Source organism: Bavariicoccus seileri WCC 4188, from assembly GCF_000421665.1.
GTDB lineage: Bacteria > Bacillota > Bacilli > Lactobacillales > Aerococcaceae > Bavariicoccus > Bavariicoccus seileri.
Genome location: NZ_ATXL01000002.1, coordinates 1 through 24,669, shown reverse-complemented (window position 1 = coordinate 24,669; position 24,669 = coordinate 1). Strand labels below are relative to the sequence as shown.

Here is a 24,669-nt window from a genome sequence, read left to right as displayed (position 1 = left end):
AACTAAGGTTATGGCGAACTAAAGCTATGGATAAATTATACTGTGGCTAATTAAAGCTATTGTTAAATAGAGTGATTGAAAAAAAGACAGTGAGAAAACGATAGCGTAGGCAGGAAACAATTGGTAAGGATAGAATGGAGAATGACGCGTTGTGGAGACTTTGAAACCGTATATTTTGGTTCGTTACGGCGAATTATCAACTAAAGGAAAAAATAAAAGAAGATTTACTCAGCAATTAGCCAAAAATATTAAACGGCAGATTGATGGGCTAGGGGATACGATTGTTCGAGCTGGGCATGATTATTTGGAAATTCATCTAGATGAATCCCACATCTCAGAAGCATTAGAACGTTTGAAGTCTGTTTTTGGGATTCAATCCTATTCGCCAGTCTATAAAGTCAAAAAAAATATGGCTGCAATTGAAGCAACGGTGTTACAATTACTGGAAACTGAAGACCTTATTGGTCAAACGTTTAGAATTGCCACTAAGCGTGCTGATCATACTTTTTCACTTGATACCAATGCTATCAACCGAAAACTTGGGCAAGCTGTTGTTGACCGGTTCAAAGGGCTAAAGGTTCAACTGAAGAAGCCAGATATTACGGTAAAGGTTGAAATTCGAGAGGAAGCAGCCTTGATTACCACAAAAGTTTATCTTGGTGCTGGTGGCTTGCCAGTCGGAACGAGTGGTCGTGCGTTATTGATGCTCTCTGGAGGCATCGATTCAGTGGTCGCTGGTTATTTGGCGATGAAACGTGGCATTGAGATAGAGGCGGTTCATTTTGCTAGTCCGCCATATACTAGTCCTCAGGCCGTTCAAAAAGCGAAGGATCTGACAAAGATCTTGACCAAATTTGGCGGTGATATTCAATTTATCACTGTTCCATTCACCAAGACACAAGAAGAAATCAAAGAAAAGATACCAGAAGGCTATTTAATGACGATTACCAGAAGAATGATGTTTAGGGTGATGAACGACCTCTGTGCTGAACGGGAAGCACTAGCCATAGTTACTGGTGAATCGATTGGACAAGTGGCTTCTCAAACCTTGATAAGTCTTGATGTTATTAATGCTATGGCAACTTATCCGGTTATAAGACCTTTGATTACTTATGACAAGTTAGAAATCATCCAATTGGCGAAGGATATCGGAAGTTTTGCCATTTCAATCCTGCCATATGAGGATTGTTGTACTGTATTTGCTCCACCAGCGCCAAAAACGAAGCCAAAAAGTGAAAAGTGTGACTATTATGAAGAAAGTATAGCTGTGTCTGAACGAGTTGATGACTCAGTTAAAGGCATCTTGGTTGAAAACATTAAAACGGTTGGTTCTCAGACTGAATTAGAAGAGATGGATGATCTCTTATAGGAGGGCTAAACCATATTAATTAACTTTCACTCTATTTTTAGTTATAATTTTTAGTGTAAGGGTCGAGTAAATTCTCGACGACAGATATCATTACACTAAAAAGGAGCGGGATGTATGCAAGTAACATTTAAGGGAAGTCCAATAGAAACTAATGGTAATCTTCCGATAGTTGGAAAAGAGTTACCACAATTTAAATTGACTGATTCAGATGGCAAGTCATTTTCTAATGCAGATTTGGTTGATCATGTCACAGTGCTCAGCATCGTACCAAATATTGATACAAGTGTTTGCGATGCACAATCGAAAGCCTTCCATGAGAAAGTCTCACAATTGGATGGTGTCCAATTAGCAACTATTTCTGTCAATACTGCAGAAGAGTTTAATAATTGGTGTGCTGCTAATGGTATTGAAATGAGAACTGTCCCAGACTCAGATCGAGCATTTGGTAAAGCACTAGGACTTTATGTGCCAGATAAAGATATTATTGCTCGGGCGGTTATTGTAGTCGATCAAGATGGTAAGATTACATATGAACAACTTGTACCAGAGATTGCACAAGAACCTGATTATGATCAAGCTGTTGAAGCCGCAAAAGAAGCCTTAGTTGCCTAATTGCTAAGAGAAAGAGCCACAGCATCCGTTGTGGTCTCTTTTTTTAGCTCGTGTATGTTCCGTTGAATTAAGTAAGTAGCATATAGTTGAGTATAAGTTGAGTATAAGTTGAGTATACTTCGTTGGTATGTATGACAGGATTAGGATTATTGGTTTTTAATGTCGAAAAGGTGGCAACAGATTGTAAAGAAAAAGAGTAAGTATTTGGTAACAGCACTTGCTGCTGCCTTGGTAGGGATTCCCTTGGTAACAAAAAGAAGTTGGTCTAGTCGTATCACACGGTTCTTTATTCCCAAATATACTACGAAACCTATTTTGGAAGATCCTAGACTGTTTGCTGTATTAAAGCGCTTTTTGCTAGCTAAGGGTTCTATCCCATTTAGAACACCTCGTAGCCGCTACATCCATTACAGCTTAGATATTTTTAAAGGAAATTTAGAATTGACAATTTATCCGGGGCTTAAATTAAAAAGACAAGGAGAATTATCTCGAGCTGATACGGCAGAAAATGAAAAGACTATTGGAGAAAGTGTCACTGCGACCAGAAACCCTGCTGCTCCTTTACTTTATATCCATGGTGGAGGCTATGTGGAACAACCTACAGAGTATCATTACCGCTTTTTATGGCGATTAGCAACAGCTTTGAAACGGCCAGTTAAGCTTTTTGTTTATCCTGAGGTACCTGATGAGGTTGCTGTTGATGTTATTTCAAAGACTAGTGAGTGGTTAGAAGCGCAAGAGAGAAGTATCGTTTTAGGTGATTCTTCAGGCGGTGGTTTGATCATGAGTGTCATGCAGGTTACTCAATATGAGCCATTGGCTTTAGTGTTGATTTCACCATGGCTAGACGTTAGTATGACGAATCCAGACATTGTTTTAAATGAGAGTCATGATGCCACCCTTTCAAGGGCCGGTTTACTTGAAATCGCAAAACTATATGCTGGTGATTTAGACCTATCTGATCCGCTAGTCAGCCCTATCAATTATCCATTTAAAAAACTGCCAAAAATGGCTATCTATATAGGTACAAACGATATGTTCTTAGCAGATGTTCGAAAATTTGCCCATCTCATCAAAACAGTGACCCCAGCCCTTCATTATGTCGAAGCACCTTATATGGAACACGTCTATCCCATTTTGCCGACAATCGAAGGCGAAGCAGCTGTTCGGGACATTATTCGCTATACTAAAGAGATTTTTTATACTTAAAGTTTGAATATTCAGGCGCGTCATGCTACACTAATGGCAACATTCGGTGATCAAGAGGAGTACTAAGTGCTGCATTTATAGAGAGAGTCTTGAATGGTGAAAGAGACTTATATCTCACTTAGGAAGGTTGCTTGGGAGAATCGTTTCGGAGTCAGACTTCGTTATCAAACAAAGTGGTGATTACTGCTTAAGTTTTTAGCTGTTGATCATTAGTGTGGTGGTACCGCGGTAACTCGTCCGACACAGTTGTGTGGGGCTTTTTTTGTGGCCAATTTTTAAGGCGGATGAGTTTTTAGGACTTGTAGAAAGAGTAATTTGATGAGTAGAAAGGAGTCAACTATGGCTGAAATAGGAGCAAGTAAAAAAGGACAAATGTCAACGAAGTATCAACCATCTGAGGTTGAAAAGGGACGTTATCAAGAATGGATCCAATCAGGAGTTTTCAAGCCGAGTGGGGATCTTAAGGCTAAACCGTATTCAATCGTTATTCCACCTCCCAATGTCACTGGAAAGCTTCACTTGGGACATGCATGGGATGTTACTTTACAGGATATGTTGATTCGCTTTAAGCGGATGCAAGGCTACGACACGCTGTGGTTGCCTGGAATGGATCATGCTGGAATCGCTACGCAAGCAAAAGTTGAGGCAAAATTGGCAGAGTCAGGTCTTAGTCGTTATGATCTAGGTCGCGAAAAGTTTATAGAGAAGACTTGGGAATGGAAGGAAGACTATGCTAGTACCATTAGAAAGCAATGGGCTAAGATGGGGATTTCAGTCGATTACGACCGTGAGCGTTTCACTTTGGACGAGGGTTTGAGTGATGCTGTCAAAAAGGTGTTTGTTGATTTATATAACAAGGGAATTATTTACCGTGGTGAGTATATCATCAACTGGGATCCCAAAGCACAAACAGCACTTTCAGATATTGAAGTTATCCACCAAGACGATGATGGTGCTCTCTATTATATGACGTATCCATTAACAGATGGCAGTGGGGTCGTTGAGATTGCGACGACTCGTCCAGAAACCATGCTTGGTGATACTGCGGTTGCTGTTCATCCGGATGATCCGCGATATCAAGACATCATAGGTAAGACCGTTACTCTTCCGTTGCTCAATAAAGAAATACCAGTTATTGCTGATACTTACGTCGATCGTGACTTTGGGACTGGCGTTGTGAAGATTACTCCGGCTCATGATCCTAATGACTTTTTGGTCGGAAATCGTCATGACTTACCACGTGTTACCGTCATGAATCCTGATGCAACTATGAATGAGAATGCTGGGAAATATGCTGGGTTAACACGAGAAGAAGCCCGAAAGGCCATCGTCTCTGAGTTAAAAGCACTGGGACGTCTTGACAAAGTTGAGCATATGGTCCATAGTGTTGGTCATTCAGAGAGAACAGGAGTAGTGGTTGAACCAATGCTGTCTACTCAATGGTTTGTCAAGATGGACGGTTTAGCTAAGCGGGCTATCGACAACCAGTCCGACCCGAATAATCGAGTTGATTTCTTCCCTAAACGCTTTGAACAAACCTATTTGACTTGGATGGAAAATGTTCATGATTGGGTAATTTCGCGGCAACTTTGGTGGGGCCATCGTATTCCAGCTTGGTACCATAAAAAGACAGGTGAGATGTATGTTGGCATTGATGCACCAAAAGACAGTGACAACTGGGAGCAAGATCCAGATGTCTTAGATACGTGGTTCAGTTCTGCCTTATGGCCATTTTCAACGATGGGGTGGCCTGATGCAGATAATCCAGACTTCAAACGGTATTTTCCTACAGATACATTAGTGACTGGCTACGACATCATTTTCTTTTGGGTTAGTCGGATGATCTTTCAAAGCTTAGAGTTTACAGGGAAAAGGCCATTTAAAAATGTCTTGTTACATGGGTTAATCCGTGCAGCAGATGGCCGTAAAATGAGTAAGTCTCTTGGTAATGGGGTTGACCCGATGGATGTCATCGATAGCTATGGGGCAGACACACTACGGTGGTTTTTAGCGACTGGTTCAGCTCCAGGTCAAGACGTTCGCTATAGTGAAGAAACCATGAAGTCATCATGGAATTTCATCAATAAAATATGGAATGCCAGTCGTTTTGTGCTCTTGAATCTGGAAGGATTTACTGTTCAAGATATCGATTTGAACGGTCCTAAAACACTTGCCGACAAATGGATACTGAGTCGATTGAATGAAGTCATCCAAAAAACAACTGAATTATTTGATAAGTTCGAATTTGGTGAGGCAGGTAGACAACTGTATCATTTCATCTGGGATGATTATTGTGACTGGTATATTGAAATGGCTAAGGAAACACTGACTAGTGATGATCAAGAAGCAGTCCATATGACTAAATCGATCTTAGCTCACACGCTCAATAACATTTTGAGATTGCTTCATCCTATTATGCCATTTGTGACAGAAGAGATTTGGCAAAGTACACCTCACAAATCTGAGTCAATCGTTGTAGCGCCGTACCCAACTGTAGATGACTCTTTGATTGATCCTACTGCAGTTAAAGAGCTAGATATTTTAGTTGCAGCTATCAAAGCAGTCAGAAACATTCGCCAAGAAATGGATACACCACTCTCTAAACCAGTGACTATTCTGATCAAACCGACTCAAGATGCTGTAAAAGAGATGTTGATTGATAATACGGCTTATCTGGAACGTTTCTGCCATCCTGAATATTTAACCATCTCAGAACAGGTGACAGCACCTGCCCAAGCTATGACGGCTGTAATCGATGGGGCGGAGATCTATTTACCACTAGCAGGGTTGATCGATGTTGATGAGGAGATCAAACGGTTAGAGGGCGAATTAGTGAAGTTAGACAAAGAAATCGAACGAATCGACAAAAAATTAGCGAATGAAAGCTTTGTTTCTAAGGCACCTGAGAAAATTGTAACAAAAGAAAAAGAAAAGCGTATAGGTTATGTGAAGCAACATCGGTCAGTATCTGATCGGATCGAGACCTTGCAACAAAACTGATGAGCCATAAGGAGATAGTGAATTGAGTCAGAGTTTCAACACTATAGTTGAGAAGTTGTATGCTGCTAAAAGTGGTCAGCAAAAATTTGAGCGGATGCAGAGGATCACAAAGCCTCTTCTCAAAGAATTGCAAGAAGTGTCATTTGTTCATATTGCGGGAACAAATGGGAAAGGGTCTACGAGTGCTTTTTTAGACCGCTTGCTCCTTGATCATGGTTTTTCGGTTGGGTTATTTACCTCTCCCCATCTGTATTCGGTAACCGAGCGACTCAAATATAACGATGAACAGATCACAGAAAGTGATTTTGTCACTCTTTATGAAAAAACCTATCGGATGATTGCAGAGTGTTTTCCAAATGATCTAGATAATTTAGGCTTTTTCGAGTGGTTGACCGTGATGAATTTTGTGTTTCTCACTGAGATGAGGCCAGACGTCGCTATATTAGAAGTAGGTATTGGTGGGCTTAGAGATTCCACAAATGTGATTGATCCTGATGTAACGATTATTACGACAGTAGGCCTAGATCACCAAAAAATGTTAGGCAATACGATTGATGAGATTGCTATGCAAAAGGCTGGTATTATTAAAAGCCGAAAGCCTGTTTATGTGGGTCGTATGCCAGAAGATGCTTTGTATACGGTAGAAATGACGGCTCAAGCTTACAATGCACCGGTTTATCTTTTGGATAGAGAGTTCAAAGTTAAAAATGTGACTGACGTAGACAGCGGACTTACCAGTTTTGATTTTATCAATGCACAAGCTAATAGTCATTATCATTTGACCTGCCCTTTGATTGGACGCTATCAAGTTGATAATCTGGCATTAGCCCTAGCATGCTTTGAGTATTTGATGGCTAAAAAACACCATCATGTATTAGAAAAAAGATTACCCGAAATATTGATGCATACATCATGGCCAGGCAGATTTGAAAAGGTGTCAACTTATCCCGTTACTTATATTGATTCTGCTCATAATGTGGCAGCAGTTGCTCATTTAATGTTGACGGTCACACAAAACCCAGCTTTTAAGAGTAAATCGATTGTCTTGGTCTTTAGTGCACTAACGCGAAAAAACTATGCGGAAATGCTAGATTTTCTACGCCAAAAGTATCCAGAATATCCGATTGCTTTGACGAGCTTTGATGATTCCCATAGTTTGACTAAATATCTGGTTACGAAGTGGTTGCAGCCAAATAATGTGACTTTCTATCCATCGATTAAAGCTGTTTTATCTAAGTATAGAGAAACTGACACGCAATTGATTTGTTTTGGATCTATCTATTTTATATCGGAAGTCCGATTAGCATTAGTTGGTCCAACAATCTAGTAATGACTCATTAGATTATCTTCGCCAACTGATAGGATCTTTTCATCTGAATCATCTGGATCATCTGGATCATCTGGATTATCTGGAGACTTTGGATTATCTGCCTAGTCTGCAGCAACAAAGAAAAAAGACAAAAAGCTAATAAATCATAGTAGCCCTCTTTTCTCGTCTTTTGATGAGTGAAGGGGGTTTTTATGTCAAATGGTCGTTTCTATTTCTACAAAAGAGGAGTTCCCATTAAATGAACAACCAAGGGAACGTTTATTACATCAAGGTGCAGATGCACTAGCCACACATGAGTTATTAGCCATTTTGTTACGGACAGGTTCAAAAGAGTATTCAGTGATGGGATTAGCCTTACACATCCTGCATGAATTTAAGGATCTAACACGCTTGCGGCGGGCTTCTTTAACTGAGCTACAGCAGATAAAGGGAATTGGAGAGGTAAAAGCGGTCGAATTGAAGGCAGCTTTTGAGCTTGGTCAACGGTTAGTGAATGCAGATCCAATTCGTGGGCAAACAATTCGTTCAGTCACAGATGCTGGTCGGTTGTTTGTACAGGAATTGGCAGATGAACACCAAGAAAAGTTGATAGCACTTTACCTTAACACTAAGAATAATGTCATTATGCAAAAGACGATCTTCGCTGGCTCTTTAAACAATTCGGTCGCTCATCCAAGAGAGATTTTTCGGGAAGCTGTCAAAGAATCTGCAGCTAGAATTATGGTGGCGCATAATCATCCGAGTGGGCAAACGACACCGTCTAAGGCAGATCTAGACTTTACAAATCGATTAGTCGAAGCAGGGCAATTAATTGGTATCGAGGTGTTGGACCATGTGATTGTCGCGGACCATGATTTCATATCATTTAAGCAAGAAGGGTATTTATAACAAAAAAGTTAACTTTCTAATACATATATCACTCACATTAAATGAGTCAGAGAGCTAGTGGCTTATGTGCTAAACATTATCGTAATAAATCGTCGGATTTCAGTGAGATAGCCATGAGAAGCAAGCAAAATTTCTTTTAAAAGGTTGCAATGAACATCATTTGATGCTAATATAATGGTAGTGTTTTTGTTAGGAAATCAATGCTGAGTAATATCAAAATTATTTACCAATCAAGAATATGAATATAATGTGTCAAAAGACACGAGGAGGACATTCGTTCATGGAACAAGGAACAGTAAAATGGTTTAATTCAGAAAAAGGTTTTGGATTTATCGAACGCGAAGGTGGAGACGATGTATTCGTACATTTCTCAGCTATCAACTCTGATGGCTTCAAAACTTTAGAAGAAGGCCAATCTGTTGAATTTGAAGTTGAAGAAGGCGCACGTGGCCCTCAAGCCGCTAACGTAACCAAAATCTAATTCAAATTTATCAATGAACAAACCGACCAAAGGGACTGCCAAACGCAGTCCTTTGGTTTTTTTTTATCCTTTTTAGTGATTCTTATTTGTATAAGTCATAAAGTTACATTAAAGTTGTGGAAACGAAAGCATTCAATTTAATATTTTGGTATACTAAATCAAGGTATTAGACGGTGGATTTTTAAAGGAGACATTTAAATGGCATTAGCAATTAGTCCAGCAAAAGTTGGAATCGATTTAGGAACTGCCAATACGATCGTTTATGTTGAGGGTAAGAGAATCGTCTGTCACGAACCTTCTGTAGTCGCAAGACATAGCGGGTCTGGGGCTATTCTGGCCATTGGTCGAGAAGCTTATGACATGATTGGTAGAACACCAAAAAGCATTACAATCGTGCGGCCATTGAATGACGGTGTAATAGCTGATTTTGAGATGACTGCTGCTATGTTGAGTTATTTTATGAGAGCTGCTGAAGTTAAGCATTTTATCAAGCCTGACGTCATGATCTGTGTTCCAAGTGGTGTAACTCCAGTCGAACAAAAAGCAGTCAGAGATGCGGCACGGCTAGCTGGGGCAAGAGAGGCCTATGTAGTAGAAGAGCCTTTTGCTGCTGCTGTTGGAGCCGGGCTACCAGTTAGTGACCCAACAGGTAGTATGGTAGTCGATATCGGTGGCGGCACAACTGATGTTGCCACTATATCATTGAATGGCATCGTCAAATCGACGACACTTCGTATTGGTGGCAATTTGATGAATCAAGCTATCGAACAAGTAGTAAAAGATGAACACCAAGTGTTGATTGGCGAGAGGACAGCCGAATCATTGAAGATTGCTATCGGATCAGCAAGTGAACGGTTTGCTAAGAAGTACCAGCCCATGACAGTTTGTGGTCGGGATTTGGTGACTGGCCTACCTAAAAATATTACAGTTGATCCAGTCTTGTTAGCACGGGTATTAGCAGAACCAATCGATCGGATCATTTCTGCAGTTAAGACAATCTTAGAAGAAACCCCTCCGGAGATCACTAGTGATGTGATAGAGCATGGTATAGTGCTGACGGGTGGAGGAGCATTGCTTCATAATATCGCCGATGTGGTTGCTCAAGCGACCAAGGTACCTGTCTTTATTGCCAATAGTCCGATGGCTTGTGTCGCAATAGGAACAGGCAAGATATTGAATGATGGAAGAATATTGAAAAAGAGTTTTAAAAACAGTAAACAAATGAGGGACTAGCGTGAACCATTTTTTCTCGAATAAAAAATTAATTGGCCTCTTAGTTGGTGTTATCGGTATAGTGACACTATATACCGTTTCAAGTCGGTATGCGCCGACAGTCGTCACTAAGGGAATCAATGATGTATTGGCACTCCCCGCACGTGCATTAAGTACCCCAGGGAACTTATTAAGGGACTTTGTAGACTCTGTCAATGCATTGACGAATACTTATGAAGAAAATCAATCTCTAAAACGTAAAATAGAAACGACATATGAGTTAGAGGCCCAAGTTGCTGATCTTAAAAAAGACAATGAAAAGATGAAGGACCAATTAGACGTCGTCGATGGGTTGAACGACTATTCATTGATCAACGCTAGTGTTATTGGTAGAAATCCAGATTCATGGTTGGAACAAGTTATTATTAATAAAGGTTCTCAAAACGGTGTTGAGATGGATATGTCAGTAATGAGTGGCAATGGCTTGATAGGTCGAGTGACAGAAGTCAATCTGACAACCTCTAAAATTACGTTGTTGACTAGTTCTGATACAGCAAATACTCGTATTGCAGCAATGATTCAATCGGATGATAAAGTTGTTTACGGAACGATCTCAAACGATCCAAGTCATAATCAACAATTGATCATGACACAGATTGATCAAGATGCGGATATCAAAGAGGGGGATCAAGTCGTTACCTCAGGTTTAGGTGGTATTTCACCAAGGTCCTTATTGATTGGGTCAATTGAATCTGTCAAGATGGATCAATATGGTCTCTTCAAAGAAGTAACCATCAAGCAATCAGCCGATACGAATGATATTCGATATGTGACTTTGGTCAAACGTTCGAGTGAAAGTGAGGAATCTGAGTAATGTTAGCGAGACTCCACTATAAGCGTGGCTACTGGTTATTCCCACTAATGATTTTGATGATGCTTTTAGATGGTGTTCTTGCCTCGACCTTACAGGTTCTTTTATCGACTCAAAATTATGTGATCGTGCCACACTTATTGTTAATGACAGTGACCCTGTTTAGCTTTTATGCCACTGATGAACCCGTGGTGATCTATGCAGGGATAATTGGCTTTTTGTATGATTCCTATTTCATTGGATACTACGGTGTTTACCTCTGTGTCTTTATGGTAGTAGCGTATTTAACGCGACTGATTTCGCCATTCTTCTCTCAAAATGTTTTGTTTGCAACCCTCATTGTTATCTTGGGAATGGCGGTAGCGGACGGAGCTGTGTATCTGTTTTATCAATTTAATGGGATGACATCCATGACTTGGATCCAATTTATGGTCCAACGAATGTGGCCAACTCTCTTATTTAATACCGTTTTATTTTTCTTTATCTATAATCCATTGAAATTTATCAATAATTGGATCCACTACCGAGCATAAAGGCTTGACGGTAGTGGGTCTTTTTGGTAAAATTCGTATGTTGTAATTGTGTAGCACCACAGCTACAACCGCTCAATTATTAGTTTCTAAGCATGATTACCAATCTATCGTTGTCAAAAGGCATTCTTTTGAAGAGGATCGGTTGAGTAACATCACTATTATTTGGCGAGTCTGAGTCTAATCAAACAGGAGGTGCACAGATGTACGCGATAATTAAAACTGGTGGCAAGCAAGTAAAAGTAGAAGTTGGACAACCAATCTACATTGAAAAGCTTGATGCTGAAGAAGGTACAAAAGTATCATTCGACGAAGTTATTTTACTAAGTGGCGATTCTGTTAAGGTGGGAACACCATTCGTAACAGGCGCAACAGTAGAAGGTACCGTTGAAAAACAAGGACGTCAAAAGAAAGTTGTGACGTTTAAATATAAACGTCGTAAAGACACACACCGTAAACAAGGTCATCGTCAACCATATACAAGAGTGATGATCGACGCCATCAACGCTTAATCTATAGCAAATGATTACTTGTCATTTTGTTAGAGAAGATGGGTTATTTTTAGGATTTACTTGTAAAGGACATGCTGATTTTTCAGAGTATGGTAGTGATATCGTTTGTGCTGCTGTTTCGGCTCTGACACTATCAACGGTCAACTCGTTGGAAAGCATCGGTAAGGTTGTTCCTCAGGTTGAAAGTGCAGCTGATGATGGTGGCTATTTAAAGGTTCGTTTACCTGATAGCAACACATTGTCCAAGAAGCAATTAGACGTTTGTCAAATCTTAATGCAGCATCTTTACCTAGGATTAGTGAGTATTTCCGAAGAATATCAAGCCTATATTAGCGTGTTGGATTGACTAGATTGTTGTTGCTCTTTAGGGGGCATGATTTAAAAAAGCACTGGGAGGTGCACACGATGTTAAAATTGAACTTACAATTTTTCGCTCATAAAAAAGGTGGCGGTTCTACTGCCAATGGCCGTGATTCTATCGGTCGTCGTTTGGGCGCTAAACAAGCTGATGGAGAATACGTTTCAGGTGGATCAATCTTGTTCCGTCAAAGAGGAACTCAAATCCATCCAGGCGTTAACGTTGGTAAAGGTGGCGACGATACTTTATTCGCAAAAGTAGATGGTGTCGTTAAATTTGAACGTAAGGGTCGCGACAAGAAACAAGTTTCTGTATACCCTACGGCTAAATAATCACCTTAAAAACAGAGGAAGGTTGGAACTTGGTTCCAGCCTTTTTTATTTGAAAGATTTTTCTTTCAGAATAATCTTTAGTTATTTCTGAATATAACTTATAAGGAGACTATTTTATAGTATCTTAGTTCGAAAGGTGGGAAAAAATGACTAAAGCACATTTAACTGGCTACCGTATTCTACAAGAAAACATCGATCTTTTAAAAGAGGAATTAGGCTCATCTGAAGTTGAGGCACTCGTTGAAACATTACAGAACCTTGCCCATGGTAAGAAGGCTCAAATTGTTGATGGGTTACCAAGTCCGCAAAGTGTAGAGAAATTAAACGAAGGCTATCAAAGTATTAGTGATTATTTAAAAACGCCGCAAGATTGGCGTTTAGCTATTCAGTTAGCCTATTTTCATGCCTGCAAAGAAGATCATATTCAAGCAAATCATATGATGACACCAGAAGCAGTTTCTTTGATTGCTGCTTTATTAGTCAAAGAGCTTGTCGCAGATCAACCATCGATTCATTTGTTAGACCTTGCTGTTGGTGGTGGGAATCTATTAGTGACTGTGACAGAATATCTTGAACAAACCCATCAAGTAGTAGCAGATGGTGTCGAAAATGATGATCTGTTGGTGGCTTTGGCTGAGAACATGGTTGAATTGACAGGGCAACCAGTCAAGCTACATCATCAAGACAGTTTGCAAAACCTGCTAATTGATCCCGTCGATTTTGTTGTGTCTGACTTGCCAATTGGCTATTATCCGATTGATCAAGTCGCTGAACATTACCAATTAAAGCGGTCGGAGGAAAAAAGTTATACCCATGAGCTCATGGTTGAACAAAGTTTGAAGTGGTTGAAAGAAGATGGATTTGGGTTATTTCTATTACCGACACACATCTTGAATGATGAGAACACCAAAAATATGATTGCTTTTCTTAACAAAGAGGCTCATATCCAAGCAATTCTGACACTACCAGTCTCGTTTTTTAAGGATAGTCATCAACAAAAAAGCATTTTGATCGTTCAAAAACGTGGTGAGAAGGCAAAGCAAGCAGATCCTGTACTGATTGGTGAAATACCAGATGTGAAGAATTCGGATAAACTGCTTCACTTTTTAGCTAAGTTTAAACAATGGCATCAAAATATGATATAGTTATTCTAGAATTTAACAGAGGAGCGAAAGACATGTCAAAAACAATTGCTATCAATGCTGGGAGTTCAAGTTTGAAGTTTCAGTTATTCATTATGCCTGAGGAAACAGTCATTGCGAAAGGGTTAATCGAACGGATCGGTTTACCAGTTGCTAATGTGACAATCGAATATGGGGACGATGAAAAATTCAAGTTAGAAAAGCCAATCAAGAACCACGAAGAGGCTGTTGAGATTTTACTTGAACAATTAACTGCATTAGGAATCATCAAGAACTTCGACGAAATTACTGGTGTCGGACACCGCGTAGTCGCAGGTGGCGAAACGTTTAAGGATTCCGCAAGAATGGATACAGAAGAAGATATCCAAAAAGTGGAAGACTTGGCTGAATTTGCACCATTACATAATAAACCTGAAGCTGTCGGTATCAGAGCATTTAAAAAAATCTTGCCTGACATCACTAGTGTTGCTGTATTTGATACGTCATTCCACACAACAATGCCAGAAAAAGCGTATTTATATTCAGTGCCTTATGAATACTATGAAAAATACAAAGGACGCCGTTATGGTGCTCATGGCACGAGCCATCGTTATGTTGCTGACCGTTGTGCTAAATTAATGGGTAAACCCATTGAGGAATTAAAAATTATTACCTGTCATTTAGGGAATGGTGCGTCAATCACAGCTGTCAATGGTGGAAAATCCGTGGATACATCTATGGGCTTTACACCCCTCGGTGGACTCACAATGGGGAGTCGTTCTGGTGATATAGATGCTTCGTTAGTTGGTTTTTTGATGAACAAAACGGGCATCAATGATATTAATGATTTTGTTGATATACTAAATAACAAATCAGGCTTATTAGGACTTTCTGGTGTCTCTAGCGACATGCGAGATGTTCAAAATGCAGCCAAACAGGGTAACCATCGCGCCCAAGTTGCTTATGAAATCTTTATTGACCGCGTTCAAAAATATATAGCTCAGTATATAGCTGTCATGAATGGCGTAGATGCTATCGTCTTTACAGCTGGTATTGGGGAGAACTCTGTTGTAGTGCGTCATGATGTCATTGAAGGAATTACATTCTTTGGATGTGAGATTGATGATGAACGGAATAATGTTCGTCATGAAGCGTTAATTTCTTCTGACGATTCTAAAATTGCTGTGTATAACATCCCAACAAACGAAGAATTAATGATTGCTCGTGATGTAGAACGCTTGAAAAAATAAATCGAATGAATTACGTTGAGACTTTTAAAACTATAGGGACTATTTAGTTTGAGTTCTTGTAGTCATAGGATCATAAGATGTAGGGAAGCTAGTTTTAGCTTCTTTTTTTTATTTCTTGAAATAAAAAAGAACATTATCTCCATTTTTAGAAGATAACATGATAGAATGGGTGTTAATGGCGTATTAAAAAGTTTTTTTGTTAGTAAATGTTCGCTTTACGTCATAGTTTGGTGATGGTGCACTATCAATACAGGTTACAGATGAATGGAGCGATATATTAGTGGATATGAAAACAGATGTTCAAATTGCCCAAGAAGCTAAGATGAAACCAATTAACGAGATTGCTGATCAATTAGGAATTTTGGATGACGAGTTAGAGCTATATGGTCACTATAAAGCAAAAGTCTCATTAGATATTTTAAATCGTTTGAAAAACCAAGAGAATGGCAAGTTAGTCTTGGTCACTGCTATTAGCCCAACACCAGCTGGTGAGGGCAAGACAACGACCAATGTCGGGTTATCGATGGGGTTAAATAAAATTGGTAAAACAGCCATATCAGCATTACGTGAACCGTCTTTGGGACCATGTTTTGGAATAAAAGGTGGGGCAGCTGGTGGTGGATATGCTCAGGTTGTTCCTATGGATGATATTAATTTGCATTTTACTGGTGATTTTCATGCCATCACGTCAGCTCATAATTTACTAGCAGCCATGTTAGATAATCACTTACAACAAGGGAATGAACTCGATATCGATCCAAAGAGAGTAGTATGGAAACGGGTGATCGATATGAACGATCGTGCGCTTCGTAATATTGTAATCGGGCTCGGTAAAAAATCTGATGGAGTGGTTAGAGAAACTGGCTTTGATATCACTGTTGCTTCTGAGATTATGGCTATATTGTGTCTTGCGACGTCTTTAAACGACTTGAAGGAACGTCTTGGGAAAATAGTCGTAGCTTATACCAAGTCTCATCAGGAGGTTACAGCAGCTGATTTAAAGGCAACGAGGGCGATGACGTTACTCTTAAAAGATGCTATCAAACCAAACTTAGTGCAAACCGTTGAAAATACACCAGCTCTGATCCATGGTGGACCATTCGCTAATATTGCTCACGGTTGTAACTCTGTTATGGCTACCAAGGTAGCTCTTAAATTAGCTGATTACACCGTTACCGAAGCTGGTTTCGGTGCAGATTTGGGGGCTGAAAAGTTCTTTGATATCAAGTGTCGTTTGGCTGACTTAGCTCCTGACGCAGTCGTAGTGGTAGCCACAATCAGAGCACTTAAAATGCATGGTGGTAAAGCTATCAAAGAATTAGGCAAGGAAGACCTATCAGCTCTTTCAGAAGGCTTTGCGAATCTTAAACAACATTTAGAGAACATTGCAAAATATGGTGTTCCGGTGGTAGTAGCTATTAACCGTTTCCCATCGGATACGCTTGAAGAAATCAAATGGTTGACGGAAAGTTGTGCCAAGCTAGGTGTCAAAGCTATTTTGGCAGAAGAATTTGTTATAGGCGGGGATGGGGCTATCGATTTAGCGAAGGCTGTTGTTGATATCTGTGACACTAAATCTGCAGATTATCATCCTCTCTATGATGATAATTTGCTAATCACGGAAAAAATCGAGATCGTTGCAAAAGAGATTTATCGAGCTAAGGAGGTTACTTTTACGGCAGAAGCCAAAAAAGAGATTCGAACCTTAGAGAAATTATGGTTAGATAAAATGCCGGTCTGTATTGCTAAAACACAGTATTCGTTCTCGGATAACCCAAAACTATTGGGAGCGCCTAGAGATTTTTCGATCACAGTTCGTGATGTGAAAGTATCCGCTGGAGCAGGTTTCATCGTAGCAATTACTGGGCGTATCATGACGATGCCTGGCCTTCCGAAAGTACCTGCAGCAGAGAGAATGGACATCACTGAGTCGGGTGAGATCATTGGTTTATCTTAAAGATGAGCAACAGTTACTGGTCGCTAAGAAAAAGCTTAGAAATGAGATATTACAAGAAAGACGCTCCCTGGATAGAAACTATCGTGACGTGGCGACGAAAGCCATCACAGAAACTATCTTGGCTATGGCTGAATTCACTAGTTGCCAATGTCTCTTTACCTATATCGGAGTAGGAGACGAATTCGATACAAGAGAGTTGATCAATCGATCAGTCTCAGAGCAGAAACGAGTTGGTGTCCCTAGAGTTAGTGGAAAGCACCAACTCGTGATCCATCAGTTTCAGAATTACGATGCCTTGACTAAAAGTTCCTTTGGCTTGTTGGAACCCCAGAGAGAATCGCCTATAATCGAACCTGCTCAGTTAGATTTGATTATTGTTCCTTGTGTGACAAGTAATCTTAAGGGGGAGCGTCTCGGATATGGTGGGGGGTTCTATGATCATTTCTTAAGAAGTAATCAAGTTAAAGCTGTTACTGTTTTACCGATTTTTTCTCCATTACTTCGTGAAGATATTCCATTAGGGGAGTATGATCAAGCTGTTGATATAGTGGTGACTGAGTCAGGAATCGTCTATAATAGGACCAATCTGTGACGTGTCATCAGGCAAATGATTAAAACTTAATGATAGTAACATGAGAATAAGTGTTGACAAATGAGAACGTAACCTTTATGATTTTCACAACTTCATTTTTGAAGAACAATACATATAGGAAAATAGCGTTGAGGAGAAGAGTAACTGATAACGTTTGGGAAGAGAACCCGGTAGAGTGGGAACGGGGACTAATGTTATCAGTGAAGATGAACTCTGAGCTATGAAAGGGTTAGTGCCTTTTCATCGGGAGCAATCGTTAATTGCCGGGTTTTATCGGAAACCGTCGAGGTAATAGTCGTGAGACTATTATAAATTAGGGTGGTAACACGTATTTTTGCGTCCCTTTACAGTATTTAGACTGCTGTGAAGGGCGCTTTTCTTTTTGTCGGGAATAACAGTAATAGTAGCTATCAGAAAATCATTAGGAGGAAAATAGTTATGACAACCAAAACAATTCAAAAACGGACCATTTCACCTTTTCGCTATGATATCGTAGGAAGTTTCTTGCGACCAGAGCGGTTGAAACAAGCTCGGGAGCAGTTTATAAAGAAAGAAATTACTCATGATGAGCTTAGAAAGATTGAGGATGAGGAAATCATTGATCTTATCAGAAAACAAGAAAAAGCGGGTCTCAAAGCTATCACAGATGGTGAGTTTCGAAGAAGTTGGTGGCATTTAGATTTCTTTTGGGGATTGAATGGGATTAGTTTCAAAGTTCCAGATCATGGGTACCAATTTGTAGGGGAAGAAACTCGTGCTGGTACAGTAACGGTCACTGGAAAAATAAGTGGCGAAAATCATCCTTTTGTGGAAGATTTTAAGTTTGTAAGAGATCACGTGAGTGAAGGCACACAAGTCAAGCAAACGATTCCTGCTCCAGCCCAATTGTTGATTGCTTTAACCATTGGTGAAGAATTGGCTGATGCTAGAAAATTCTATGACACCAATGAGTCTTTGGTAGATGCTATTGTTCAAGCCTATCAAACAGTCATCAAAGACTTTTATGATGCGGGTGCTCGAACTATTCAGTTTGATGATTGCACGTGGGGCTTACTAGTGGCAGAGCCTCCAGATGGCATTCCTTTATTGGAGGGACAGACTGAGCTTGGAGCTCGTGAAGCGTTAAAGCATGTTTTTGTAGATATCAATAACCGAGTTATCACAGGTCTTCCGGATGATCTCATCATTAACACACATGTCTGTCGCGGTAATTATCATTCCAAATGGGCATTTAGTGGTTCTTATGATTTTGTCGCTGATCCGTTGTTCAACTATGAAAATGTCGATGCCTATTACCTAGAATATGATTCTGATCGTTCAGGAGGATTTGAGCCCTTAAAATTAGTTTCAGAGGATAAACTAGTTGTGCTCGGATTAATCACCTCAAAATCCGGACAGTTAGAAGATCGTGCGGTTATCATCGACCGTATTCACGAAGCAGCTCAATTTATCGACTTAGATCGTCTAGCATTGAGCCCACAATGTGGTTTTGCCTCGACTGAAGAAGGCAATGTCTTAACAGAAGAGCAACAATGGACTAAAATTGCATTTATCAAATCTATTGCTGAAGAAGTTTGGGGCGACTAGTAGGTGATAAATGGTAATAGGATGGTAGAAGATCCCAATACATATGAAATGATTGTTCATTTAACTGGAATGGAAGAGGAGGTAAAAAATGGCTGAAATGACAGATAAAATCGCTATTAAGCAGGATGTGGTGACTAAGGCCATCAAAACAAGGCATTATATTCACGCTCACCCTGAGTTGTCTGGTCAGGAATTTGAGACTACAAAACTGATCACCAAAAAATTGTTAGAGTTAGGAATTACCCCGCTAGATCTTCCATTAGTGACAGGTGTCGTTGCTGATATAGGGGATAGTAACAAAGGTCCAACGATTGCACTAAGAGCTGATATGGATGCTTTACCGATTGTTGAAGCTACTGACTTACTTTATGCTTCCGAAACACTAGGCGTGATGCATGCTTGTGGGCACGATTTCCATACAAGTTCATTACTTGCAGCTGCAGAGGTATTAAAGAAGCATGAGGACAACCTAAAGGGAAGGATTCGTTTTGTCTTTCAACCGGCTGAAGAAACAAATCATGGGGCTCGTGAGCTTATAAAAGCAGGTACATTAAAGGACGTTGCTGCTATTATCGGATTTCACAATAAACCAGATCTCCCGGTAGGAACGATTGGCTTTAAAAACGAAGCATTGATGGCTGCTGTTGATCAATTTGCCGTTCGAATCATTGGAACTGGGACACATGCAGCAGCACCTCAAAATGGGAAAGATCCAATCGTGACTGCAAGTCAGATTGTCGCAAATGCTCAAGCTATCATCAGTCGTTATATTGCTCCGACAGATTCTGCTGTCTTAAGTGTGACGCATATCCAAGGTGGTAATACGTGGAATGTGATCCCTAGTGATGTTTTTTTTGAAGGGACAATCAGGACTTTTGATGAAACAGTTAGACAAAAAGTAAAGCAATTATTTGCGGATACAATCTCGCATACAACAGCACTATATGGACAGTCTTTTGAAATAGAATGGATTCCTGGCACACCGGCGCTGTATAACGATACTGACTTAGGCGTTATAGTCAAGGATGTAGTGAGTGATTTTGCAAAGTATCAGGAGACTGGCTTGACGCTTGGCGGAGAAGATTTTGCAAATTATGTTCATCTCATTCCAGGTTTTTTTGTCTTCATTGGAACAGGAACACCCTTTGAATGGCATAATCCAGAGTTTACAGTTAATGATGCAGCCTTTCCCTATGCTATTGCGTATTATGTGAATACTAGTTTGAGATTACTAAGGCATTTTAATTAGCTATTAGCTTCTGATATCGCCCTAAAAGTATCGCTCTAAAAGGTTATAAAAGCTTACATTGTTAGATGATGAGTTAAATAGGTGATCGGGTGTCAACAGTTTACGGTATAATACTCCCAAGTGGATCGTTCTTGCGTATTTTCAATTATCACTCAAACTAACTAGTTCGAGTTTTAGCAAGTGATTCTAACTGAGATCTATCGTTAATTAATGGTTAGGGGTGTCAACAGTATGTTGGTGATACAAGCTGAAGGTGTGACAAAAATATTTGATAATGGAAAAAAAGCAGTAGACGGTTTAAATCTTAGGGTTGAACAGGGGACTGTTTTTGGCTTTCTTGGGCCAAATGGTGCAGGAAAAACGACAACAGTCAAATTATTGAATGGTATCCTTAAACCGGATAGTGGTTCTATTTTGATTCATGGCTATGATCCAGTCGCTTTTCCGAGTCAGATACACGCAATCTCTGGTGTTTTGACAGAACACGCTGCGATGTATGATGATTTATCTGCCAAGGATAATCTTGTATTCTATGGACAACTATATGGTGCAAGCAAGAAAGAAGCGGTAAAGCGAGCTGAGGAGTTATTAGAGTTGCTCGACTTAGCTCCGGCGAAGAAGCAACTTTTGGGAACGTTTTCAACAGGGATGAGACAGCGATTATCTTTGGCTAGGGCTTTGATTAACCGCCCATCAATCTTATTTTTAGATGAACCAACGAGCGGACTGGATCCCGAAAGTGCTAAGGGAGTTAATGAGTTAATCCAACAGTTAGCTAAAGATTCAGGCACAACCATATTTTTATGTACCCACCAATTGCGCTATGCGCAGGAAATATGTACTGAGTATGGCCTGATCGATGATGGCCAACTGCTAGCTACTGGCAGTCTTGACGACTTAAGAGCACTTGTTTTTAATGGTGCTAAGCTAGAACTCAAAAGCAGTCTTCCACCAGATTGGATTCCTTGTAAAGTACTTGGACCAAATCGTTACCAAGTAGATGTTTTAGATGAGTATGAAATCCCCACAATTGTGTCAAAATTAGTGACAAAAGGGGCAGATATTTTTGAAGTGTCATCTCGTCAATTATCTTTAGAAGAAATTTACTTTGCACTAGTAACCCAAAAAAAGGTGACAGGCAAAGTGTCTGAAGTAGAGGCTGGGAGGAGCAAACAATATGTCGCAAAATGAGTTGATTCCACGGTTTTTAACGAAAAGTCAGTTACCTCTGATTCGTAAAGATATTAATGCAGTAGTAAAAAATAAACAGTATTTTTTGACATTACTCCTTGTTCCTCTCCTGTTTACCGTCGTGTTTCCAATTGGAATGGTCTTGATCACTTTTATGATACCAATCGATACCAGTGATTTTACGCAGATTTTAGCGGTTATCCCTGAAAGTATGCGAGAAGCTGATGAACGGTTGTCAGTGTTTAATTTGTTATTTAACATGATGCTTCCCTTGTTCTTTTTATTAATTCCTATTATGGCATCCTCAGTGATGGCGGCAAGTTCCTTTGTGGGTGAAAGACAAAAGCATACTTTAGAAACATTGTGTTATACGCCATTGACCATCAAACAGATTTTCCAAGCAAAAGTTTATGCAGCAGTAGTCATGAGTTTATCTGTTACCTATGGTGGTTTTATAGTGATGATCGTGGTAGTTAATATCGTTCTTGGCTTTCTTGGACAGAATTCAGCTCTTCCTAATTTGACATGGCTCTTCGTTTTAATATTACTTGTTCCCGCTTTGTCATTACTGACAATCGTTTTGATTGTTAAAACATCTGTTAAATCGAAATCGATTGAGGAGGCTCAACAAAAATCTGTTTTCTTTGTTCTACCGATTATTATGGTATTACTGAGCCAATTTAGTGGCTTGTTCTTGGTTAATCAGTGGATATTTGGGGTCATAGGAATCGTGTTACTAACTCTCTCACTAGTTGTTTTGCAAAAGAGCATGGGAAAATATACCTATGAACGCGTTTTGAAATAGAAAATAACTGTAAAAAGATCTGGGACATTATTCTTGTCCCAGATCTTTTTATAGTTGTCCGAATATTTTATTTTTTAGTATTACGATACATAGTATATAACTAATAATATATAATGTGTAAATCAGGATAACTACTGATGACTACTGGCGACTGCTAATAGATGCTAATGGCTGCTAATGGGTGTTAAAAGATGCTGATGATAGGTTTATGATAATGCTGATAATAAAAATGATAGTAAATGGTCAAGATAAAAGTTTTTGAAACGCTAACATTATTTTCAAAAGAATTTAATTAATTTAATTAAATAAAGTAAAATAGAGTGAAGGGAAAATTTAAAGTTAGGAGGTGTGATATGTTACGAGGAACGTTCCAACTTATGAAGTCTGTTAATAAGACATCAATTTTAAATAAAATCAGGTTAGCCGAACCTATTTCTAGGGCACAGATCTCAAAAGAAACGGGGATTACAGCTCCTACAGTAAGTGCTATTGTAAAAGAATTGATCAAAGAAGACTTAGTTGAAGAGAGTGTTTTAGGGAAGTCAAAGGGCGGTAGGAAGCCTACTTTATTACTCCTCAAACGGGATGGTCATTTTGTAATTGGTGTCGATGCGGGATCCAATAGTATTCGGGTTGTTGCGACTAATTTGGTTGGCGATGTTTTATATCACCGTCATCAAGCTGTTTCAAAAGGAATCTCACAAAATGACTATTTGGTTGAACTGAGTCGAGTGATTAAATGGGTATTAGATGATTTGTCAGAGCGCCAGGATAAGGTACTAGGGATTGGTGTCGCAATGCATGGTGTAGTCCGTATTGCTTCTGGTGAAGCTCTATATGCGTCAAGTACTGGATTTCGTCACCTGCCTATCAAAGCTTTTTTAGAGGAACTATTTCCTTATCCCGTTATAGTTGAAAATAACTCAAGAGCAATGACTTTTGGTGAGTATTGGTTTGGCAATTTTGATGATGCTAAGACTTTGATTGGAATCAGTATCGGGAGAGGTGTCGGTTCAGGAATCATTATTAATGGTCGATTGCGGCATGGAGCGCAAGATATTGCTGGTGAAGTTGGCCACATGGTGGTCGATTATCAAGGTATAAAATGCAGTTGTGGTAATTATGGCTGTTGGGAGACGTTGATCACTGGGGATGCTATTGTGAGGCAGGTCATAAAAATGGGCTGGAGTGAGCCTGATATTACGCCAGAGAAGGTCTACCAAGCCGCATTAGATCGTGATCCATTAGCGATAAAGGCTCTAGCAAGTGTTGGTCGAATGATTGGAATTGGAATCGTTAATTTGATTCATATCATTAATCCCGATCAGATTTTATTGGGAGGAGGCGTGATGAATAGTCAAGAGTTCTTGATGCCAGAGATTAGAAAGGTTATTTCTGAGAGAGCATTGACGGAAAAAAGCCGGTTAGAAAACCACATTGTATTATCTCAGTTAAAGGAGAAGGCGACAGTTTTAGGGGCAGCAGCAATAGTGTTGAAAGACCTCTTTTGACAGAAGCATGTTCCGACATGTCAGCCTTTAAGCCGTATTTGTTAGAATTATAGGGTATCCATGTGAGCTTCTATGATGCTAAAATATTGTCGTGATAATAGTGAAAAACGATTGACAATTGTAAGCGTATTCCTTACAATTGTGTTAGTTAATTAATTAAATTAATTAAGTCTAGTTGATTAGTTAAGAATATTAAATTAACGTAATTCGTTAAACTAATTAAGTGTGTTAAGGTGATGGTCAGTTGGTGATCATGGTTTTACAAAGAAACTGGAGGTGGCTCAACAAATTTAGTACTTCTATTTTTGATGAATTAGTAATCAATTGTTAATTACTTGCTAATTACTTGCTAATTACTTGCTAATTACTTGCTAATTACTTGCTAATTACTTGTTAATTGCTTATTAGTTGCTTATTAGTTGCTTATTAGTTGCTTGTTAGTTAATTGTTATCAGTAGATTTAAAAATAGCAGTAGATTTAAAAATCTTTGTGGAACTATGATATTAGTTGGCTCTTATATCGTTTATCTATCGTTTACCATTTACAACTACTGTATCAGTTCTATCGCAATTAATACGGTCAGTCATTATCACAATTTGTATTTACCACAGTTGGTGAGTACTACAACTACTTTTTAGGAGGTCATCAGGATGAATGGTTTTATTCAATGGCTAGAAAAATACATCGTACCAGTTGCCGCA

The 24,669-nt window shown here is 39.4% G+C and carries 22 protein-coding genes and 2 other annotated features; all 22 genes read left to right on the top strand.

Translation table 11 applies throughout. The features are described 5' to 3' along the window. The first annotated feature begins 151 nt into the window (after positions 1-151). The 22 genes from thiI (at position 152) to H541_RS0100475 (ending at position 23,967) form a co-directional block, all read left to right on the top strand. Positions 152-1,369, top strand: a complete 1,218-nt coding sequence (thiI, locus tag H541_RS0100580) for a tRNA uracil 4-sulfurtransferase ThiI (RefSeq protein WP_022795412.1) — start codon at positions 152-154, stop codon at positions 1,367-1,369. A 114-nt stretch (positions 1,370-1,483) separates the two neighbouring features. After that, positions 1,484-1,981, top strand: coding sequence for a thiol peroxidase (tpx, locus tag H541_RS0100575; RefSeq protein WP_022795411.1), 498 nt, complete (start codon positions 1,484-1,486; stop codon positions 1,979-1,981). 159 nt (positions 1,982-2,140) lie between these two features. Then, a complete protein-coding gene (locus tag H541_RS0100570; protein ID WP_033420680.1) occupies positions 2,141-3,190 on the top strand; it encodes an alpha/beta hydrolase fold domain-containing protein in 1,050 nt (349 codons plus the stop codon). A gap of 339 nt (positions 3,191-3,529) precedes the next feature. After that, complete coding sequence (locus H541_RS0100565; protein ID WP_022795409.1) at positions 3,530-6,190, top strand: valine--tRNA ligase; 2,661 nt, start codon at positions 3,530-3,532, stop codon at positions 6,188-6,190. Between the two features lie 22 nt (positions 6,191-6,212). Beyond that, positions 6,213-7,517, top strand: a complete 1,305-nt coding sequence (locus tag H541_RS0100560) for a bifunctional folylpolyglutamate synthase/dihydrofolate synthase (protein ID WP_022795408.1) — start codon at positions 6,213-6,215, stop codon at positions 7,515-7,517. Positions 7,518-7,718: 201 nt separating this feature from the next. Continuing rightward, positions 7,719-8,408, top strand: a complete 690-nt coding sequence (gene radC, locus H541_RS0100555) for a RadC family protein (protein WP_022795407.1) — start codon at positions 7,719-7,721, stop codon at positions 8,406-8,408. Positions 8,409-8,688: 280 nt separating this feature from the next. Beyond that, positions 8,689-8,889 carry a cold-shock protein gene (locus H541_RS0100550; protein ID WP_026501497.1) on the top strand — a complete coding sequence of 67 codons (201 nt, stop codon included), beginning with the start codon at positions 8,689-8,691 and terminating at the stop codon, positions 8,887-8,889. Between the two features lie 198 nt (positions 8,890-9,087). Further along, positions 9,088-10,122, top strand: coding sequence for a rod shape-determining protein (mreB, locus tag H541_RS0100545; RefSeq protein ID WP_022795406.1), 1,035 nt, complete (start codon positions 9,088-9,090; stop codon positions 10,120-10,122). 1 nt (position 10,123) lies between these two features. Further along, a complete protein-coding gene (gene mreC / locus H541_RS0100540) occupies positions 10,124-10,975 on the top strand; it encodes a rod shape-determining protein MreC (RefSeq protein ID WP_022795405.1) in 852 nt (283 codons plus the stop codon). Beyond that, positions 10,975-11,505 (top strand): rod shape-determining protein MreD, encoded by a 531-nt coding sequence (gene mreD, locus H541_RS0100535; protein ID WP_022795404.1) that lies wholly within the window; start codon positions 10,975-10,977, stop codon positions 11,503-11,505. The genes mreC and mreD overlap by 1 nt, the downstream gene beginning before the upstream one ends. Positions 11,506-11,561: 56 nt before the next feature. Then, positions 11,562-11,688: a sequence feature (ribosomal protein L21 leader region), on the top strand. Positions 11,689-11,705: 17 nt separating this feature from the next. Next, positions 11,706-12,014 carry a 50S ribosomal protein L21 gene (gene rplU, locus H541_RS0100530; RefSeq protein WP_022795403.1) on the top strand — a complete coding sequence of 103 codons (309 nt, stop codon included), beginning with the start codon at positions 11,706-11,708 and terminating at the stop codon, positions 12,012-12,014. A gap of 10 nt (positions 12,015-12,024) precedes the next feature. Continuing rightward, the gene (locus H541_RS0100525; RefSeq protein ID WP_022795402.1) at positions 12,025-12,360 is read left to right on the top strand and encodes a ribosomal-processing cysteine protease Prp; all 336 of its coding nucleotides are present in this window, start codon (positions 12,025-12,027) and stop codon (positions 12,358-12,360) included. 59 nt (positions 12,361-12,419) lie between these two features. Then, positions 12,420-12,704: a 50S ribosomal protein L27 gene (rpmA, locus tag H541_RS0100520; protein WP_022795401.1), complete on the top strand. Its 285-nt coding sequence runs from the start codon at positions 12,420-12,422 to the stop codon at positions 12,702-12,704. 146 nt (positions 12,705-12,850) lie between these two features. Further along, entirely contained in the window at positions 12,851-13,849 is a 999-nt protein-coding gene (locus H541_RS0100515; RefSeq protein WP_022795400.1) for a class I SAM-dependent methyltransferase, read from the top strand. A 32-nt stretch (positions 13,850-13,881) separates the two neighbouring features. Then, a complete protein-coding gene (locus tag H541_RS0100510) occupies positions 13,882-15,075 on the top strand; it encodes an acetate kinase (protein ID WP_022795399.1) in 1,194 nt (397 codons plus the stop codon). Between the two features lie 286 nt (positions 15,076-15,361). Further along, the gene (locus tag H541_RS0100505) at positions 15,362-17,032 is read left to right on the top strand and encodes a formate--tetrahydrofolate ligase (RefSeq protein ID WP_026501496.1); all 1,671 of its coding nucleotides are present in this window, start codon (positions 15,362-15,364) and stop codon (positions 17,030-17,032) included. Then, positions 17,019-17,624: a 5-formyltetrahydrofolate cyclo-ligase gene (locus H541_RS0100500; protein ID WP_022795397.1), complete on the top strand. Its 606-nt coding sequence runs from the start codon at positions 17,019-17,021 to the stop codon at positions 17,622-17,624. Before H541_RS0100505 ends, H541_RS0100500 begins: the two co-directional genes overlap by 14 nt. A gap of 119 nt (positions 17,625-17,743) precedes the next feature. Beyond that, positions 17,744-17,971: a binding site (T-box leader), on the top strand. Positions 17,972-18,062: 91 nt separating this feature from the next. Further along, complete coding sequence (locus H541_RS0100495; RefSeq protein WP_022795396.1) at positions 18,063-19,211, top strand: 5-methyltetrahydropteroyltriglutamate--homocysteine S-methyltransferase; 1,149 nt, start codon at positions 18,063-18,065, stop codon at positions 19,209-19,211. A gap of 88 nt (positions 19,212-19,299) precedes the next feature. Continuing rightward, complete coding sequence (locus H541_RS0100490; RefSeq protein ID WP_240470877.1) at positions 19,300-20,460, top strand: amidohydrolase; 1,161 nt, start codon at positions 19,300-19,302, stop codon at positions 20,458-20,460. A 231-nt stretch (positions 20,461-20,691) separates the two neighbouring features. Continuing rightward, positions 20,692-21,651: an ABC transporter ATP-binding protein gene (locus tag H541_RS11105; RefSeq protein WP_022795395.1), complete on the top strand. Its 960-nt coding sequence runs from the start codon at positions 20,692-20,694 to the stop codon at positions 21,649-21,651. Continuing rightward, positions 21,638-22,456, top strand: a complete 819-nt coding sequence (locus tag H541_RS0100480; RefSeq protein ID WP_022795394.1) for an ABC transporter permease family protein — start codon at positions 21,638-21,640, stop codon at positions 22,454-22,456. Before H541_RS11105 ends, H541_RS0100480 begins: the two co-directional genes overlap by 14 nt. Before the next feature lie 353 nt (positions 22,457-22,809). Then, on the top strand, positions 22,810-23,967 hold the full coding sequence (locus H541_RS0100475) for an ROK family transcriptional regulator (protein ID WP_022795393.1): 1,158 nt from the start codon (positions 22,810-22,812) through the stop codon (positions 23,965-23,967). Positions 23,968-24,669: the final 702 nt, after the last annotated feature.